This is a genomic window from Kitasatospora sp. NPDC096140 (assembly GCF_040303045.1).
In the GTDB taxonomy this organism is placed as follows: Bacteria; Actinomycetota; Actinomycetes; order Streptomycetales; family Streptomycetaceae; genus Kitasatospora.
The window spans coordinates 55,050-71,699 of the sequence record NZ_JBEOUW010000026.1 but is presented as its reverse complement, the minus strand read 5'-3'; the positions used below and the strand labels follow the sequence as shown (position 1 = coordinate 71,699).

At 72.8% G+C, this 16,650-nt stretch carries 17 protein-coding genes; 13 read left to right on the top strand and 4 right to left on the bottom strand.

What is annotated here, in order from left to right:
- Nucleotides 1-72: 72 nt before the first annotated feature.
- Together ABT048_RS25575 and ABT048_RS25570 are read left to right on the top strand one after the other, a co-directional pair.
- Complete coding sequence (locus ABT048_RS25575) at nt 73-669, top strand: Uma2 family endonuclease (protein ID WP_350523823.1); 597 nt, start codon at nt 73-75, stop codon at nt 667-669.
- Complete coding sequence (locus ABT048_RS25570; protein WP_350523822.1) at nt 666-1,226, top strand: Uma2 family endonuclease; 561 nt, start codon at nt 666-668, stop codon at nt 1,224-1,226. Before ABT048_RS25575 ends, ABT048_RS25570 begins: the two co-directional genes overlap by 4 nt.
- Here ABT048_RS25570 and ABT048_RS25565 read toward each other — a convergent pair.
- A complete protein-coding gene (locus ABT048_RS25565; protein WP_350523821.1) occupies nt 1,223-1,906 on the bottom strand; it encodes an ABC transporter ATP-binding protein in 684 nt (227 codons plus the stop codon). The genes ABT048_RS25570 and ABT048_RS25565 overlap by 4 nt on opposite strands.
- On the bottom strand, nt 1,903-2,979 hold the full coding sequence (locus tag ABT048_RS25560; RefSeq protein WP_350523820.1) for an ABC transporter permease: 1,077 nt from the start codon (nt 2,977-2,979) through the stop codon (nt 1,903-1,905). Before ABT048_RS25560 ends, ABT048_RS25565 begins: the two co-directional genes overlap by 4 nt.
- 165 nt (nt 2,980-3,144) lie before the next feature.
- On the opposite strand from ABT048_RS25560, the gene ABT048_RS25555 reads away from it, so the two are divergent.
- The 5 genes from ABT048_RS25555 to ABT048_RS25535 all read left to right on the top strand — a co-directional run bounded on the left by ABT048_RS25555 (nt 3,145) and on the right by ABT048_RS25535 (nt 6,937).
- A complete protein-coding gene (locus tag ABT048_RS25555; RefSeq protein ID WP_350523819.1) occupies nt 3,145-4,374 on the top strand; it encodes a sensor histidine kinase in 1,230 nt (409 codons plus the stop codon).
- Complete coding sequence (locus ABT048_RS25550) at nt 4,371-4,997, top strand: response regulator transcription factor (protein ID WP_350523818.1); 627 nt, start codon at nt 4,371-4,373, stop codon at nt 4,995-4,997. The genes ABT048_RS25555 and ABT048_RS25550 overlap by 4 nt, the downstream gene beginning before the upstream one ends.
- Before the next feature lie 115 nt (nt 4,998-5,112).
- Nucleotides 5,113-6,138: a nitronate monooxygenase gene (locus ABT048_RS25545; RefSeq protein ID WP_350523817.1), complete on the top strand. Its 1,026-nt coding sequence runs from the start codon at nt 5,113-5,115 to the stop codon at nt 6,136-6,138.
- Nucleotides 6,139-6,239: 101 nt separating this feature from the next.
- Nucleotides 6,240-6,611 carry a type II toxin-antitoxin system RelE/ParE family toxin gene (locus tag ABT048_RS25540; protein ID WP_350523816.1) on the top strand — a complete coding sequence of 124 codons (372 nt, stop codon included), beginning with the start codon at nt 6,240-6,242 and terminating at the stop codon, nt 6,609-6,611.
- The gene (locus ABT048_RS25535; protein ID WP_350523815.1) at nt 6,608-6,937 is read left to right on the top strand and encodes a helix-turn-helix domain-containing protein; all 330 of its coding nucleotides are present in this window, start codon (nt 6,608-6,610) and stop codon (nt 6,935-6,937) included. Before ABT048_RS25540 ends, ABT048_RS25535 begins: the two co-directional genes overlap by 4 nt.
- 28 nt (nt 6,938-6,965) lie before the next feature.
- Here ABT048_RS25535 and ABT048_RS25530 read toward each other — a convergent pair whose 3' ends face one another.
- Nucleotides 6,966-8,420 (bottom strand): aminopeptidase P family protein, encoded by a 1,455-nt coding sequence (locus tag ABT048_RS25530; RefSeq protein ID WP_350523814.1) that lies wholly within the window; start codon nt 8,418-8,420, stop codon nt 6,966-6,968.
- A 176-nt stretch (nt 8,421-8,596) separates the two neighbouring features.
- Between ABT048_RS25530 and ABT048_RS25525 the strand changes: the two genes are divergently transcribed.
- From ABT048_RS25525 to ABT048_RS25505, 5 genes are read left to right on the top strand one after another with little or no spacing between them, the layout of a single operon-like run.
- A complete protein-coding gene (locus tag ABT048_RS25525) occupies nt 8,597-10,348 on the top strand; it encodes an ABC transporter substrate-binding protein (protein WP_350523813.1) in 1,752 nt (583 codons plus the stop codon).
- Between the two features lie 13 nt (nt 10,349-10,361).
- On the top strand, nt 10,362-11,324 hold the full coding sequence (locus tag ABT048_RS25520; RefSeq protein WP_350523812.1) for an ABC transporter permease: 963 nt from the start codon (nt 10,362-10,364) through the stop codon (nt 11,322-11,324).
- Nucleotides 11,321-12,307, top strand: coding sequence for an ABC transporter permease (locus tag ABT048_RS25515; RefSeq protein ID WP_350523811.1), 987 nt, complete (start codon nt 11,321-11,323; stop codon nt 12,305-12,307). Before ABT048_RS25520 ends, ABT048_RS25515 begins: the two co-directional genes overlap by 4 nt.
- Nucleotides 12,307-13,305 carry an ABC transporter ATP-binding protein gene (locus ABT048_RS25510; RefSeq protein WP_350523810.1) on the top strand — a complete coding sequence of 333 codons (999 nt, stop codon included), beginning with the start codon at nt 12,307-12,309 and terminating at the stop codon, nt 13,303-13,305. Before ABT048_RS25515 ends, ABT048_RS25510 begins: the two co-directional genes overlap by 1 nt.
- Nucleotides 13,305-14,372 (top strand): ABC transporter ATP-binding protein, encoded by a 1,068-nt coding sequence (locus ABT048_RS25505; RefSeq protein WP_350523809.1) that lies wholly within the window; start codon nt 13,305-13,307, stop codon nt 14,370-14,372. The genes ABT048_RS25510 and ABT048_RS25505 overlap by 1 nt, the downstream gene beginning before the upstream one ends.
- A 251-nt stretch (nt 14,373-14,623) precedes the next feature.
- Here ABT048_RS25505 and soxR read toward each other — a convergent pair whose 3' ends face one another.
- Nucleotides 14,624-15,076, bottom strand: a complete 453-nt coding sequence (gene soxR, locus ABT048_RS25500) for a redox-sensitive transcriptional activator SoxR (protein ID WP_350523808.1) — start codon at nt 15,074-15,076, stop codon at nt 14,624-14,626.
- 65 nt (nt 15,077-15,141) lie between these two features.
- Here soxR and ABT048_RS25495 point away from each other — a divergent pair, with 65 nt between their 5' ends.
- Complete coding sequence (locus tag ABT048_RS25495) at nt 15,142-16,593, top strand: MFS transporter (protein ID WP_350523807.1); 1,452 nt, start codon at nt 15,142-15,144, stop codon at nt 16,591-16,593.
- The last annotated feature ends 57 nt before the right edge of the window (nt 16,594-16,650 follow it).

Sequence of the window (16,650 nt, the reverse complement as noted above, 5' to 3'; positions counted from 1 at the left end):
CGACGGTCGGGCGTCGGAGGGCGCCCGGGTTCTACGATGATGCTCTCGACACCGGCAGTCAGGAGGAAATCCATGTCCGCCGCAGCTGTGGAAGAGCCCATGGAGCAGCCGACGCTGCTCGAAGCCGCTGAGCTGATCTCTCAGCAGCTGGTGGGCCACAGGGTCGAGATCATCGGAGGCCAGATCACCGTGACACCGCCTCCCGACGGGCCGCACGCGGAAACGCTCACCGACCTCATGATCCCGCTGTGGGCTGCGGGACTTCACGGTGAGACATCCCGACTGGTTCAGGGCATGGGAATGTGGCTCCCCGGAGGCGCATCCGACTACGCGATTCCCGACCTGTCTCTTGTCGACGCCGATTACCAGGATCACCTGATCGAGCACAACTGCTATGACCCGGTGATTTTTCGACTGGTTGCAGAGGTCACGTCGTCCAACCATCTGTCCGACGTCAAGATCAAGCCCGGGATCTATGCCGAAGCGGGAGTGCCCGTTTACGTCATCATCGATCGCAAGAACCAGAAGGTCATGGTCCTGACTGAGCCACGAGGCGGCGAGTACCGGGTGCACGCCGTCCACCACCCGGGGCAGACGTTCACCTTGCCGGAGTCGATCGGGGCCGGTGTGACGCTTGCCGTGGACGATTTGCTCATCGCCAAGAAATGACGATCCCTGTGCAGAGCAGTGCGCTCTTCATGGCCGAGGCTCTTTTCGAGCGCTTTCCCGGACACCGGGTGGAGGTGCTCGGCGGTGAGGTGTCCGTCGAGCCCGCCCCGGACATGCGGCATGCCCGAATCCTGAAGCGCGTGGTGCGCGCCTGCCACGACGCCGGCCTGGACGACGGGATCGTAGAGGTCTTCCAGCGGCTCGCGATCCGGCTGCCCACCGGCCCGGACGACTTCGCGATGCCCGATCTGTCGATCGTCGACGCCTCAAGCGACGATCACGTGGTCGCGTACGACTGTTACGACCCGAAGGTCTTCCGCCTGGTGCTGGAGGTGACGTCGGCCGCGCTGTGCAGCGACCTCACCAGGAAGCCCGCCGCGTACGCGCTGGCCGGGGTGCCGGCCTACGTGATCGTGGACCGGACCGATCGGCAGGTGGTGGTGCTGACCGAGCCCGAGGGCAGCGGGTACCGGCAGCGGGTCGTCCGCCGGCCCGGGCAGGTGTTCACGCTGCCCGGGACGGCGGTGACCTTGGACGTCGGCGGTCTGCTGTCCTAGCCGACCGCGGTCGGCAGGGTCAGCTTCCCGTCGTGGACCTCGGCGATCCGGTCGACGGCGGTCAGGTGCGTCCGGTCGTGGGTGACCAGGACGGTGGCCGTCGCCCGGCGGTGGGTGAGCTCGGTGATCAGGTCCAGGACGGCGGCGCCCCGTTCGTGGTCGAGGGCGCTGGTGGGCTCGTCCACCAGCAGCACCGTGGGGTCGTTCATCAGGGCGCGGGCGATGTTGACGCGCTGGCGCTGGCCGCCGGAGAGCTGGTGCGGGCGGCGCCCCGCCTGGTCGCGCAGGCCCACGGCGTCCAGCAGTTCCAGGGCGCGGGGGAGGGCTTCGCGGGGGGCGCGGCCGTCGAGGTGGGCCATCACCTGGAGCTGTTCGACGGCGGTGAGCGAGGGCAGCAGGTTGGCCTGCTGGAACACGATGCCGATCTTCGTACGACGCAGTGCGGTGAGGTCCGCCCGGCTGAGGCCCGCGGTGTCGGTGCCGTCGATGACGACCCGCCCCGAGTTCGGGGTGATCAGGGTGGCGGCCACCGCCAGCAGACTGGACTTGCCGGAGCCGGACGGGCCGACGACGGCGGTGATCGAGCCCTCGGGGACGGTCAGCGAGACGTCGTCCAGGGCGGTGAGGCGGCCGTCGCCGTCCGGGTAGGTGAGGGTGATGCGGTCGAGGGCCAGGGTCATCGGGCGCTCCCCAGGGCGGTCAGCGGGTCGACGGAGGTGATCCGGCGGATGGACAGGGCCGCGCCGATCGCACCGAGGGCGATCATGACGGCGGCGGGCAGCAGGACGGTCGGGGCGTCCAGGACGAAGGGGACGGCGGAGCCGATCAGCGCGCCGAAACCGGCCGCGACCGCGGTGCCCAGCAGGGTGCCGAGCACCAGCAGCAGGACGGCCTGGCCGAGCGCGTCGCGCAGCAGGTAGCGGGTGGAGGCGCCGAGGGCCTTGAGCACGGCGACGTCGCCGCTGCGCTGGATCGTCCAGACGGTGAAGAACGCGCCGATCACCAGTGCCGAGATGGCGAACAGGAAGCCGCGCATCAGCTGCAGGGAGCCGTTCTCCGAGGTGTACGAGCCGATCGCGGCGAGGGCGTCGTCGCGGGTGCGGGTCTCGGTGCCGTGGCGGGCGTCGGCGCCGGCGAGGTCGGCGCCCTTCGCGGTGGTGAGCGCGATGACGGTGGCGTGGCCGGCGCCGCCCGGGGCGAACTGCTGCCAGTCGGTGAGGCCGGTCCAGATCACCGGGGTGTGGCTGTAGGCGGCATCGCCCTCGACCGCCGCGACCCGCAGCGGGTGCCCGGCCATCGTGAAGTCGGCGCCGGGGGCGAGGCCGCCCAGGTTCTCGGCGGCGGTCTTCGACAGCACCGCCTGGCCGGGGGCGATCCGGGAGCCCTGCGGGGCGAGCCCGGAGCCGTCCGGGACGCCGAAGGCGGAGAGCGCGGCGGTGCGCTGCCCCGCGGCGGCCTTGGTGGTGGTGATGCCGAGCGGCTGGGCGGAGGTGACGCCGGGCTCGCGGGCCCAGGCCTGCCACTGCTCGGGGGTGACCTGGGAGTCCGTGAAGGACAGCTCCTGCCCGTCGGCCGGCTTGGAGAACACCAGGTGGTCGGCGGGCAGGCCGGTGATCGCGGAGATGTTCTGGCGGCCGAGGCCGGCGGTCAGACCGGACAACAGGCCGACCAGGACGGTGATCAGGACGATGACGGTTCCCATCAGGGCGAACCGCCCCTTGGCGAACCTCAGGTCCCTCCAGGCGACGAACACGGTGGGCCTTCCTCTGCACGGGTGTTTTCCGACGCTTCCACCGTCGTGGACCGGGGGGCCCGGAGGCATCGAGCCGGGGATTGCATCCTGGGCATCAAAGGGCAGAAGCGGAGCTCAACCTTTTGATTGATGCCGGGCCCGGCGGGTGGAACTTAGGCTGGAGGGATGGCGACCGAACGAACCAGAACCACCCCCGTCGCCCGCGTCCTCCAGGTCTGCCTGCACCTGCTCGTGGCGGGCCTCCTCGCACTCGCCGTCGCCCGGGCCGTCTTCGCCGACCGCGGCGGCGACCCGGCGGCGGTCGCCGCCGCGGCCACCGCGATGGCCGCCGTCTACGCCGTCGGGCCGCAGCTGGCCGCCGTCCGCCGCTCGCGCCGGGCCGCCGCGCTGTGGCTGGTCCTGCTCGGCGTCACCTGGGCGGGCGTCCTGGTCGCCACCCAGGACGGCGTCTGGCTGGCCTTCCCGCTGTACTTCCTGGAACTGCACCTGCTCGGGCGGCGCGGCGGGCTGGTGGCCGTCGCCCTGACCGCCGCCGCGGCCATCGCCGCGTGGTCCTGGCACCAGCACAGCTTCAGCCTCGCCGCCTCGATCGGGCCCGCCCTCGGCGCGGCCGTCGCCACCGCCACCGTGCTCGGCTACCAGGCGCTCTACCGGGAGAGCGAGGAACGGCGCCGACTGATCGACGAACTCACCGCCGCCCGCGCCGACCTCGCCGCCGCCCACCATGCCGCCGGAGTGACGGCCGAACGCGAGCGCCTCGCCCGGGAGATCCACGACACCCTCGCGCAGAGCCTCAGCTCCATCCAGCTGCTGCTGCGGGCGGCCCAGCGGGCCCTGCCCGAGCGCACCGAGGCCGCCGCCGGCTACGTCGAACAGGCGCGGCAGGCCGCCCAGGACAACCTCGACGAGGCCCGGCGCTTCGTCCGCGCGCTCACCCCGCCCGCGCTGGACGGCGATCCGCTGCCGGTCGCGCTGGAGCGGCTGTGCGCGACGACGACGGCGCAGACCGGCCTGGCGGTGAAACTGCACGTCTCCGGCGACCCGGTCCGGCTGCCGGCCGCCCACGAGGTCGCGCTGCTGCGGATCGCGCAGTCGGCGCTCGGCAACACCGTCCGGCACGCGAAGGCCTCGTGCGCCGAGGTGACACTCAGCTACATGGAGGGCGAGGTGGCGTTGGACGTGTTCGACGACGGGGCCGGGTTCGAACCGGCGGCGGTCGCCGGCCGCACCGGCGGGGACGGCGGGTTCGGACTGCCCTCGATGCGGGCCCGGGCCCGGGCCCTCGGCGGCACCTTCACGGTGGAGTCCGCGCCGGGGGAGGGCACGGCGGTGGCCGTGCAGCTGCCCGCCGGGCCGGCCGGGCCCGCCGTGCCGGAGCCGGAGGCGGCGTCGTGATCCGGCTGCTGATCGCGGACGACCACCCGGTGGTGCGCGCCGGACTGCGGGCCGTGCTGGAGAGCGAACCGGACTTCGCGATCGTGGCGGAGGCGGCGACCGCCGAACGGGCCGTCGAACTGGCCGCGGAGGCGGGCGTCGACGTGGTGCTGATGGACCTGCAGTTCGGGCCCGGCTCGGCCATGAACGGCGCACAGGCCACGGCGGCGATCACCGCCCGCGCGGGCGCGCCGCGGGTCCTGGTCGTCACCACGTACGACACCGACGCGGACACCCTGCCCGCCTTGGAGGCGGGCGCCACCGGGTACCTGCTGAAGGACGCGCCCCCGGAGCAACTGGCCCAGGCCGTACGGGCGGCCGCGGCCGGGCGCTCCGCGCTGGCGCCCAGCGTCGCCGACCGGCTGCTGGAACGCATGCGGACGCCGGCGGCGGCACTCAGCGCCCGGGAGACCGAAGTGCTCGGGCTGGTCGCCGACGGGCTCACCAACCAGCAGGTCAGCCAGCGGCTGCACCTGAGCCAGGCCACGGTGAAGTCGCACCTGGTGCACGTCTACACCAAGTTGGGCGTCGACTCGCGCACGGCCGCGGTGCGGGAGGCACGGGGGCGGGGACTGATCCGGTAGGGGGCGCGGCAGGTGCTTCCGGGGCGGGCTGCTTCCGTTGGCGGGGGCCGGAGTTGAACGGGCGGGCGTAGGGTGGGAGGTCGGTCCGTACCCGCAGCAGTGTGAGGAGCCCCTGATGGCCGTGCGTCTCGACGAGCTTGCCGTGCCGGTGATCGCCGCGCCGATGGCGGGCGGGGCCTCGACCCCCGAGCTGGTGGCCGCGGTGAACCGGGCCGGCGGACTGGGCTTCCTCGCGGCGGGGTACCGGAGCGCCCCGGCGATGGCCGAACAGATCGCGCTGGTACGGAAGTCGAGCGACCGGCCGTACGGGGTGAACCTCTTCGTCCCCTCGCCTCCCGGGGACCGGGCGGCCGTCGCCGCCTACCGGGAGCGGCTGCAGCCCGAGGCCGAGCGGTGGGGAGTGACGCTGCCGGAGGAGAGCGGACAGCCGGACCGGGACGACTGGGAGGCCAAGATCGCCGTGCTGCTCGCGGACCCGGTGCCGGTGGTCTCGTACACCTTCGGCCTGCCGACGGCGGAGGAGGCCTCGGCGCTCCGGGCCGCCGGGACACTGCAGGTCGGCACGGTCACCACACCGGAGGAGGCGCGGGCGGCGCAGGCCGTCGGGATGGACGCGCTGTGCGTGCAGGGCCCGGAGGCGGGCGGGCACCGGGGCACCCACCGGGTCGCGGACGTGCCGGGGGAGGTGCCGCTGCTCCGCCTGCTGCCCGCGGTGCGGGAGGTGACGGGGCTGCCGCTGGTCGCCGCCGGCGGGCTCGGCGACGGCGCGGCCGTCACGGCGGCGCTGCGGGCCGGGGCGGTCGCGGTGCAGCTGGGGACGGCCCTGTTGCGCTCCGACGAGTCGGGCGCCTCGGCGGCACACCGGGCGGCGCTCACCGAACTCCCGGAGACGACCGTCACCCGCGCCTTCACCGGCCGCCCGGCCCGGGGCCTGCGCAACGCCTTCATCGACCGCCACGGCCCGTACGCCCCGCCCGCCTACCCCGAGGTCCACCACCTCACCGCCCCGCTGCGCGCCGCTGCCACCCGCCGTGAGGACACGGAAGCCATGCACCTCTGGGCCGGCACGGCCCACCACCTGGCCCGTTCCGGCCCGGCGGAGGCGATCGTCACCGACCTCTGGCGCTCCGCACAGGGGTAGTGCGCCCGGCGCACGCCGGACGGGGAGTGTCGTCCCTCGCAGGGGTGGATTGGGCGGGAAAGCACGCGGTAACGTATAAGGGACGCCTTAATTTTTCATCCATGTGGGAGATCACGCTCTTCGATGCGGTGAATGACTGGTTCCTGGACATCTGTCGCAAGGATCCGGATACGGCGAACCAGATTGCCGACGCGATCATGATGCTGGCGCGGCGAGGACCGCTGCTGGGGCGTCCGCTGGTGGACCGTATTCACGGAAGCAAGCTGCACAACCTGAAAGAACTGAGGCCTGGCTCGGCTGGGCGTACGGAGATTCGGATGCTCTTCGTCTTCGACGCCGAGCGGGCGGCGATCATCCTCGTCGCGGGAGACAAGGGCGGGGAATGGTCCCGATGGTATGACGTCAACATCCCGCTGGCGGAAGCCCGCTATGAGCAGTACGTCGACGAGAAGGACAAGGGAGAGAGCGCGTGAAGGGTCGTAGTTGGACCGAGGTGTGGGCTGAGGCTCAGCGCATCAACCCGTGGCTGGCCTCGCCCGAAGCGGAGGCCGATCGGGTGCGGATCCGGCAGGAGACGCTGGCGCGGATTCGCGGCCACGAGCTGGCTGAGCTGCGGAAGGCGGCTGGACTGACCCAGAAGCAGGTAGCAGGACTGATGGGGGTGAGCCAGGCGCGGGTGTCGCAGATCGAACACGGCCAGGTGGACAGCCTGGACAACCTGCGCGCGTACGCCGCCGCGATCGGCGGTGAGGTCGAGGTGGCGGTTCGCCAGGGCGAGCGGACGATCAAGGTGGCCTGATCGTCCGCTCCGGCCCCGGCCTGCGGCCTCACGCCAGCAGGGTGGCCATCCAGGCCTCGATGTCCCTGACCGTCCTCGGGAGGGCGCCCGACATCAGGTGGGCGCCGTCCTCCGTGATCACGAGGTCGTCCTCGATGCGGATGCCGAGGCCGCGGAGCTCGACGGGGAGGGTCTCGTCGTCGGGTTGGAGGTAGAGGCCGGGTTCGACGGTGAGGACCATGCCCGCCTCCAGGACGCCGTCGAGGTAGCGGTCGGCGCGGGACGCGGCGCAGTCGTGGTAGTCGAGGCCGAGCATGTGGCCGCTGCCGCAGAGGGTGTAGCGGCGGTACAGGCCGTTGTCCTCGGCGAGGGCCTGGTCGGCGGGGACGCGCAGGACGCCCCAGCCGGCGAGGCCCTCGGCGATGACCCGCATCGCCGCGCGGTGGAAGTCGCGGAAGCGGGCGCCGGGGCGCAGGGCGGCGATGCCGGCGCTCTGGGCGGCGAGGACGAGCTCGTAGGCCTGGCGCTGGACGGGGGTGAAGGTGCCGCCGAGCGGGAGGGTGCGGGTGATGTCGGCGGCGTAGAGGGTGTCGGTCTCGACGCCGGCGTCCAGCAGGAGCAGGGAGTTCGGGTCGAGGGCGCCGTCGTTGCGGATCCAGTGCAGGACGCAGGCGTGGGCGCCGGAGGCGGCGATGGTGGTGTAGGCGGTGCCGTTGCCCTCGGCGCGGGCGCGCAGGTCGAAGACGCCTTCGATCCAGCGTTCGCCGCGGTGGTGGCGCAGTGCGGTGGGCAGGGCGCGGACGACGTCCTCGAAGCCGGTGACGGTGTGGTCGACGGCGAGCTGTAGCTGGCCGACCTCCCACTCGTCCTTGACCAGGCGCAACTCGGAGAGCACGGCGGCCAGTTCGCCGTCCGGGTGGGCGTAGGGGCCGGGACGCCCGGTGGCCTCGTCGACCAGGGCGTCGGTGCCGGCCAGGACCCGGGTGGGCGGCTGGGGGCCGGCGAGCAGGGTGTCCAGGTCGTCGAGGTGTCGGGTGCGCACCCCGGTGAGCCGGGCGGCTTCGCCGAGGTCGGGCCGGGGGCCGACCCAGAACTCGCCGTAGCGGCGGTCGCGGTAGAACTCGCCGCCGTCGCGGGGGGAGCGGGGGCGCAGGTAGAGGACCGGCTCGTGGCCCTCGGGGCCGGCCGGTTCGAGGACGAGGACGTGGTCGGCCTGGTCCTCGCCGGTGAGTCCGGTGAGCCAGACGTAGGCGCTGTGCGGGCGGAAGCGGTGGTCGAGGTCGTTGCAGCGGACCTTGAGCCGGCCGGCCGGGACGATCAGCCGTTCGCCGGGGAAGGCGGCGGAGAGGCGGGCTCGGCGGCCGGGGAAGCGGTCGTGTCCGGGGACGCGGCGGTCGGCGGGGAGCGGGGTGGCGGCCCATCGGGTGCCCATGAAGGCGGCGAGGGCGGGGGTGACCGGGAGGTCGTGGCTCCCGGTGGCGAGGCCGGTCTGGCGGAGGGTCACCGGTGAACTCCTAGGTGGGGCTGGGGAGATGTGTGGCGCGGGCACGGGCGGGGCGCGAGCACGGACACAGCTCGGTAACGGGCGGCGTCACCTCTTGTGCAGTGCAATTTCACATTACTATGTTACGGGTCACACAGCGGAGCGGCCGGATCAGGCCCCCCACAGCGGAGTTGCACATGACCAGGCGCACCCACGCCGCCCTCGCGGCGGCCCTCGCGGCGACCCTCACCCTCGGCCTCGGGGCCTGCACGAACGACAAGAGCGACAGCGGCGGTGACGCGGCCCCGTCGAGCACCAAGGGCCCGGGCGCGGAGAGCGGCTCGATCATCGGCGGGACGCCGGCCAAGGGCGGCACCCTCACCGTCCTGACCAACCAGGACTTCGCCCACCTCGACCCGGCCCGCAACTGGACCGTCCCGCACATGGACTTCGGGACCCGGCTGCTCTACCGCACCCTGACCACCTTCAAGTCCGAACCGGGTGCCGCCGGCAGCGAGATCGTCCCGGACCTCGCCACCGACCTGGGCAAGTCCTCCGAGGGCGGCAAGGTGTGGACCTTCACCCTCAAGGAGGGCCTCAAGTACGAGGACGGCAGCCCGATCAAGTCCGCCGACATCAAGTACAACGTCGAGCGGTCCTTCTCCCCGGACCTCACCGGCGGCCCCGACTACGCGATCCAGTACCTGGCGGGCGGCGAGAACTACAAGGGCCCGCTGACGGGCGAGCACCTGGCGAGCATCGAGACGCCGGACGACAGGACCATCGTCTTCCACCTGAAGCGCCCGGTCGCCGAGTTCTCGGACACCGTCACCCTGCCGACCTTCTCCCCGGTGCCGCAGTCACAGGAGAAGGGCACCCAGTACGACTCCCGGCCGTTCTCCTCCGGCCCGTACAAGATCGAGAGCTACGACCGCGGCAAGCAGCTGGTGCTGGTCCGCAACACCAACTGGGACCAGGCCACCGACACCGTCCGCAAGGCCTACCCGGACAAGGTCGTGGTCACCCAGGGCATCAAGGGCGGCCAGGCCGACGACCGGATCATCGCCAGCGACGGCGCCGACGCCAACGCCATCAACATGCCCTGGATGCAGCACGAGACCGTCGCCAAGGTGATGCCCAAGGCGGACGTCAGGGCCCGCATGGCGGCCGAGCGCACCGGCTGCACCGACATGCTGTTCATGAACACCGCCAAGGCGCCCTTCGACGACCCGAAGGTGCGCGAGGCGATGATGTGGGCGGTCGACCGCGAGGCGCAGGTGACGGCCTTCGGCGGCCCGGCGGTGACCGACGTGGCGACCTCCTACCTGCCGCCGTCGCTGACCGGCGGCGTCAAGGCCGACCCGCTGAAGATCCCGGCGGCCGGCGACCCGGAGAAGGCCAAGGCGCTGCTCAAGGAGGCGGGCAAGACCGACCTGAAGGTCACGCTCACCGTCTCGCTCGGCGACAAGACCCGCGCCGAGGCGATCCAGCAGTCGCTGGCCAAGGTCGGCGTGCAGGTCACCGTCAACACCACGGACCCGTCGGCCTTCACCGACACCGTCGGCGACATCAAGAACGCCCCCGATCTGATCATCCAGGGCTGGTGTCCGGACTACCCGTCCGCCGCCACCTTCTTCCCGTTCCTGTTCGACGGACGGACCATCAAGGAGAAGGGCAACCAGGGCAACTGGAGCCAGTTCCGCGACCAGGCCACGATGGACCGGATGGACCAGATCGCGGCCATGACGGACGTCAACGAGGCCAACAAGGCCTGGCAGCAGCTGGACGAGGACCTGATGAAGAAGGCCCCGGCCGTGCCGCTGATGTGGCAGCGCCGCCCCCTGCTGGTGGGCACCAACGTGGCCGGTGCGTTCGGCAACTCCGGCTACGCCGGCATGATCGACCTCGCCGTGGTCGGCCTCAAGGACCCCGCCAAGGGCAAGGGCTGAGGGGCCGGCAGCGATGAGTACCACCACTGAGCCCGTCGCCGTGGCCGACGCCACGGCGGCGGGCGCCGCGAAGAGCGCCGGGCGCGGGCCGTGGCGGCAGGTCGGGGACCAGCTGTGGGCCAGGGGCTCGGCCCGGTTCGGGCTGATCACGGTCGGCGTGCTGGTCCTGGCCGCCGCCCTGGCCGGGCCGCTGGGCTCGCTCGGCGGCTGGTCCCCCGAGGAGTTCGACAAACGCGCCGTGGACCCGTACCTGGGCGGCCTGCCCCGGGGCGACTTCGGCGGCATCAGCACCCGGCACTGGCTGGGCGTCGAGCCGATCACCGGGCGCGACCTGTTCGCCCGGGTGCTGCACGGCGGGCAGGTGTCCCTGCTGATCGCCTTCACCGCGACCGCGGTCGTCGTGGTCGCCGGCACCCTGGCCGGGATCGCCGCCGGCTACTTCGGCGGCCGCACCGACGCGCTGCTGTCCCGGCTGATGGACCTCACGATGTCCTTCCCCTCGCTGATCTTCATGATCGCGATGATGTCGGTGGCCAAGGACGTCAACCGGATCCTGCTGATCACCCTGGTGATCGGCCTGTTCACCTGGCCCGGCATCGCCCGCGTGGTCCGCGGCCAGACGCTGTCGCTCAAGCACCGCGAGTACGTCGAGGCCGCCAAGGTCGGCGGCGCCCGGTCCTGGCGGATCCTCACCCGGGAGATCCTGCCGAACGTCTCCGGCCCGATCATCGCCTACACCACGCTGCTCGTCCCCGGCATGATCGCCACCGAGGCCGCGCTCAGCTACCTCGGCGTGGGCGTCCGCCCGCCGACCCCGTCCTGGGGCCAGATGATCGCCGAGAGCATCGTGCACTACGAGACCGACCCGACGTACTTCCTGATCCCGACCGCTTTCCTGTTCCTCGCCGTGCTCGCCTTCACCCTGCTCGGGGACGCGCTGCGCGACATCCTCGACCCCCGGGGAGGCCGGTCGTGATCCTCTACCTCGGCCGCCGGCTGCTCGGCGTGGCGGGCATCCTGCTCGCCATCTGCGCCATCACCTTCACCATCTTCTACCTGCTGCCCAACGACCCGGCCGCGGCGGCCTGCGGCAAGACCTGCAGCCCCGAGCGGCTGGCCGACGTCAAGGCCGCGATGGGCCTGGACAAACCGGTCTGGGACCAGTTCCTCGCCTACCTCGGCGGCATCTTCGCCGGCCGCGACTACGGCTCCGGGCCCAGCGCCGTGCACTGCGGCTTCCCCTGCCTCGGCTACTCCTACGAGTACGGGCTCCCGGTGTGGGACCTGCTGACCGACCGTCTGCCGGTCTCCGTCTCGCTGGCCCTCGGCGCGGCCGTGCTCTGGCTGGTCCTCGGCCTCGGCGCGGGCGTCACCTCGGCGCTGCGCAAGGGCCGGCCGGTCGACCGGACGCTGATGGTGCTCTCCGTCGGCACCGCCTCGCTGCCGGTCTACTTCACCTCGATCATGCTGATCTGGGGCGTCGTCAGGACGGCCGGGCTGCTGCCCTACCCCTCCTACCACCAGTTCACCGAGAACCCCTTCACCTGGGCCTCCAACCTGCTGCTGCCGTGGACCGCCCTGGCCCTGCTGTACGCGGCGATGTACGCCCGGCAGAGCCGCAACTCGATGATCGAGGCGATGGCCGAGCCGTACATCCGCACCGCCCGGGCCAAGGGCCTGCCGGCGCGGACGGTCACCGTCAAGCACGGGCTGCGCGCCGGGATGACGCCGATCCTCACCCTCTTCGGCATGGACCTCGGCGGCCTGCTGGCCGGTGCCGTCATCACGGAGTCCATCTTCGGCCTGCCGGGCGTCGGCCGGCTGTTCTACGACGGCCTGGGCCGTTCCGACCAGCCCGTCATCCTCGGCGTCACCCTGCTCGCGGCCTTCTTCATCGTCGCGGCGAACCTGCTGGTCGACCTGCTCTACGCGTTCGTCGACCCGAGAGTGAGGTACTGATGACCGCATTGCTGGAGGTCGAGGACCTCAGGGTCGCCTTCGCCACGCCCCGGGGGACGGTCCGGGCGGTGGACGGCATCTCCTTCGCCGTCGAGGCCGGGCGCACCCTCGGCCTGGTCGGTGAGTCGGGCAGCGGGAAGTCCGTCACCTCGCTGGCCGTCATGGGCCTGCACCGCGGCGCCGCCGTCACCGGCTCGATCCGGCTGCACGGGCAGGAGCTGAACGGGCTCGGGGAGAAGGAACTCGGCGCCGTCCGGGGCCGTCGGATCGCGATGATCTTCCAGGATCCGCTGTCCAGCCTGCACCCCTTCTACACCGTCGGCGAGCAGATCGCCGAGCACTACCGGGTGCACTTCAGGGCCAACCGCAAGGCGGGCCGGGCCCGCGCGGTGGAGATGCTGGCCGAGGTCGGCATCCCCGAGCCGGCCCGCCGGGTCGACGAGTACCCGCACCAGTTCTCCGGGGGCATGCGCCAGCGCGTCATGATCGCCATGGCACTGGCCTGCGAACCCGACCTGCTGATCGCCGACGAGCCCACCACGGCGCTCGACGTCACCGTCCAGGCGCAGATCCTCGACCTGATCGCCCGGATCCAGCAGGAGCGCGGCCTCGGTGTCGTGATGATCACCCACGACCTCGGCGTGGTCGCCCGGGTCGCCCACGAGGTGCTGGTCATGTACGGCGGCCGGGCGGCCGAACAGGCCCCGGTGGACCGGCTGTTCGCGCAGCCCGCGCACCCGTACACCCGCGGTCTGCTGGACTCGCTGCCGCGCCTGGACGACACCGACGACGCCCCGCTGCGGGCCATCCCCGGCAGCCCGCCGTCGCTGATCGCCCCCGCCCCCGGCTGCTCCTTCGCCCCGCGCTGCGCCCGCACCACCGCCGCGTCCGCCGAGGAGCACGCCCGCTGCCTGGCCGAGCGTCCCACGCTCGGCCCGCTCGCCCCCGGCCACCAGGCCGCCTGCCACCTGCCGCTGGTGCCGGAAGGGGTGCTGTGATGACCGGATCCGCCGGGACGACCGGAACCGGAGGGACGACCGGACCCGCCGGCACGACCGGAGCGAGGGGGACGACCGGAACCGCCGGGACGAAGGAACCGCTGCTGTCCGTACGGGACTTGGTGAAGACCTTCCCCGGCCGGCGCAGCCGCACCGGGCGGCCCGGAGCGCCGGTCCGGGCCGTGGACGGCGTCAGCTTCGACGTCGGCGCGGGGGAGACGCTCGGCCTGGTCGGCGAGTCCGGCTGCGGCAAGTCCACCACCGGCCGGATGATCGTCCGGCTGCTCGACCCGACCTCGGGCACCGTCACCTTCGACGGCACCGAGATCGGCGGGCTCTCCCAGGCCCGGCTGCGCCCGCACCGGCGCGACCTGCAGATGGTCTTCCAGGACCCGTACTCCTCGCTCAACCCCCGGCAGACGGTGTCCCGGATCATCTCCGAGCCGCTGCTCGTCCAGGGCGAGAGCGCGGCGGCCGCGCGCAAGCGGGCCGCCGAGCTGATGGAGCTGGTCGGGCTGATCCCCGAGCACCTGGACCGCTACCCGCACGAGTTCTCCGGCGGTCAGGCACAGCGCATCGGGATCGCCCGCTCGCTGGCCACCTCGCCGCGGCTGGTGATCGCCGACGAGCCGGTCTCCGCGCTGGACGTGTCCATCCAGGCCCAGGTGGTCAACCTGATGGAGCGGCTCCAGCAGGAGCTCGGCCTGGCGTACGTGTTCATCGCGCACGACCTCTCGGTGGTCAAGCGGGTCTGCGACCGGGTCGCGGTGATGTACCTGGGCCGGATCGTGGAGATCGGCGACAAGGCCGACGTCTACGGCAGCCCCGCGCACCCGTACACCAGGGCGCTGCTCTCCGCGGTCCCGCTGCCGGACCCGGAGGCGGAGCGGACCAGGGAGCGGATCGTGCTGCTCGGCGACCCGCCGAGCCCGGCCGCCCCGCCGCCCGGGTGCACCTTCCACCCGCGCTGCCCCAAGGCGCAGGAGCTGTGCCGGACGGAGCGGCCGCTGCTGCGGATCGCCGGCCCGGGTACCCGGGAGGCGGCCTGCCACTTCCCGGAGGTGTGAGCCGGGGCCGCCCGGCGGTGTGAGCCGGGCACCGAGACCCCCGGTCGGGCGCGGCGGGGAACCCTACGAGGGCCGCGTCCGACCGGGTTCCAACCGGTCCCGCCCGCTCGCCCGCTCACGCGCCCGCCCGCTCGCCCGCTCACGCGCCCGCCCGCTCGCCCGCTCACGCGCCCGCCCGCTCGCCCGCTCACGCGCCCGCTCGCCCGGCCGCTCGCCCGCCCGCTCACGCACGTGCTCACCAGCCCGGTCCCTCACTCCTCCGGCAGCAGGAGGCGCGGGCCGGGCCCCTCGGCGGCCAGTTCGTCGCCGGGGTTGAGCACCCGGCAGCGGCGCAGCGACACGCAGCCGCAGCCGATGCAGCCGGTCAGCTCGCCCTCCAGCCGCTCCAGCTCCAGCCGGCGGGCGCGCAGTTGCTCGGCCCAGCGGAGCGAGATGCGCTCCCAGTCGTGCTTGCCGGGCATCCGGTCCTCGGGGAGGCCGGTGAAGACCTCGGCGACCTCGCTGAGCGGGATGCCGAGCCGCTTGGCGACCAGGATGAGCGAGATCCGGCGCAGCACGTGCCGCCGGTAGCGGCGCTGGTTGCCGGCCGACCGCTCGGAGGAGATCAGCCCCTGGTCCTCGTAGAAGCGCACCGCCGAGGTGGCGATCCCGGCCCGCCGGGCCACCTCCCCGACGCTCAGCAGGTCGACCGGTGCGGTGGTCATGGCGACTCCTTGACTTCAAGTTCTCTTGAAGTTCTACGGTACCGGACATGACCCGATCATCTGCCGTGAAGACTGACACGACCGTTGCTCAGCTGGACAGTTACCCAGCGGAGTCGCCGTCCGAGGGGACCTCCGGCGGATGGCGCGAACTGTTCTCCCGACGATACGCAGCCCCCGCCTCGATCCTCGCGGGCGGTGTCGCGCTGTACGCGATGAACCTCTACTTCACCGCGGCGCTGATGCCCTCGATCGTGGCCGACATCGGCGGCGGCCGTTACTACGCGTGGGTGGCCACCGGCTTCCTGATGGCCGCCGTCATCGCCTCGATGCTGGTCAGCCGGCTGCTGGACCGGCTGGGCGCCGCCCGGGCGTACGTCCTGGGCTTCCTGGTGTTCGGCGCGGGCGCGGTGCTCAACGCGCTCAGCCCCTCGATGCCGGCGCTGATCCTCGGCCGGGTGGTGCAGGGCCTCGGCGGCGGTCTGGTCGCCGGACTCGGCTACGCCGTGATCCGCAGCGCCCTGCCGGAGCGGCTGTGGACCAGGGCCGCCGGGCTGGTCTCCGCGATGTGGGGCGTCGGCACCCTGGTCGGGCCGTCGCTGGGCGGGCTGTTCGCCCAGCTCGGGGCGTGGCGCGGGGCGTACGTCCTGCTGCTGGTCGCCGCACTGGTGCTGGCCGTGCTGGCCCGCCGGGTGCTGCCCGGCCGCTCCGAGCGGTCCGGGGAGGGGGCGGGGAGCGGCCCGGTGCCGCTGCCCTCGCTGCTGCTGCTCACCCTGGCGGCGGCCGCGTTCAGCGTCAGCTCGACCGTCCCGAGCGGCGGCCCGACGGCGGTCTGCATCCTCGCCGGTCTGGCGCTGCTGGTGGGCTTCGTGGCGGTCGAGCGGCGCGGCGGCGCGGCGACGGTCCTGCCCGGGCAGACCTACCGGGCCGGGAACCCCCTGAAGTGGCTCTACCTGACCGTCGCGGTGCTGTGCGCCGGCGTGGTGGCGGAGAACTTCATCCCGCTGTTCGGCCAGGAGCTGGGCGGCCTCGGCCCGCTGGTGGCCGGTTTCCTCGGCGCCGCGGTGTCGGCGGGCTGGACGACGGCCCAGCTGTTCAGCGTCGGCATCGAGTCGGTGCACGGCCGGGCCCGGGCGATCCGGACCGCCCCGCTGGTGCTGGTCGCCGGTCTGCTGGCCTACGGGCTGCTGCAGACCGGGCACGCCTCCGGCCTGCGGGTGGTGCTGTGGGCGGTGGCGCTGTTCGTCGCCGGCACCGGGATCGGGCTGGCCTTCCCGCACCTGAGCGTGGCCGCGATGCGCAGCAGCAGCGACCCGGCCGAGGGCGGCAAGGCCGCCGCGGCGATCAACACCACCCAGCTGATCGCCTTCTCGGTGACGTCCGCGCTGGCGGGCACCCTGGTCAACCTGGGCGCGGACAGCCCGGTCGACTCGGCCCGGTACATGACCTTCGGGATCGCCGCGATCACCGTGTTCGGCGTGGCCACGGCCGCGCTCACCGCCCGCCGCCCCGGGCGGTGAGGGACGAGGACCGGCCCCGGATCCCCTTCGTCGGGGGGATCCGGGGCCGGCGCGCGT

Coding starts and splice junctions, on each gene's coding strand:
- ABT048_RS25575 (WP_350523823.1), top strand. CDS start 73: ATGTCCGCCGCAGCTGTGGAAGAGCCCATGGAGCAGCCGACGCTGCTC.
- ABT048_RS25570 (WP_350523822.1), top strand. CDS start 666: ATGACGATCCCTGTGCAGAGCAGTGCGCTCTTCATGGCCGAGGCTCTT.
- ABT048_RS25565 (WP_350523821.1), bottom strand. CDS start 1,906: ATGACCCTGGCCCTCGACCGCATCACCCTCACCTACCCGGACGGCGAC.
- ABT048_RS25555 (WP_350523819.1), top strand. CDS start 3,145: ATGGCGACCGAACGAACCAGAACCACCCCCGTCGCCCGCGTCCTCCAG.
- ABT048_RS25545 (WP_350523817.1), top strand. CDS start 5,113: ATGGCCGTGCGTCTCGACGAGCTTGCCGTGCCGGTGATCGCCGCGCCG.
- ABT048_RS25540 (WP_350523816.1), top strand. CDS start 6,240: ATGTGGGAGATCACGCTCTTCGATGCGGTGAATGACTGGTTCCTGGAC.
- ABT048_RS25525 (WP_350523813.1), top strand. CDS start 8,597: ATGACCAGGCGCACCCACGCCGCCCTCGCGGCGGCCCTCGCGGCGACC.
- ABT048_RS25520 (WP_350523812.1), top strand. CDS start 10,362: ATGAGTACCACCACTGAGCCCGTCGCCGTGGCCGACGCCACGGCGGCG.
- ABT048_RS25510 (WP_350523810.1), top strand. CDS start 12,307: ATGACCGCATTGCTGGAGGTCGAGGACCTCAGGGTCGCCTTCGCCACG.
- ABT048_RS25505 (WP_350523809.1), top strand. CDS start 13,305: ATGACCGGATCCGCCGGGACGACCGGAACCGGAGGGACGACCGGACCC.
- soxR (WP_350523808.1), bottom strand. CDS start 15,076: ATGACCACCGCACCGGTCGACCTGCTGAGCGTCGGGGAGGTGGCCCGG.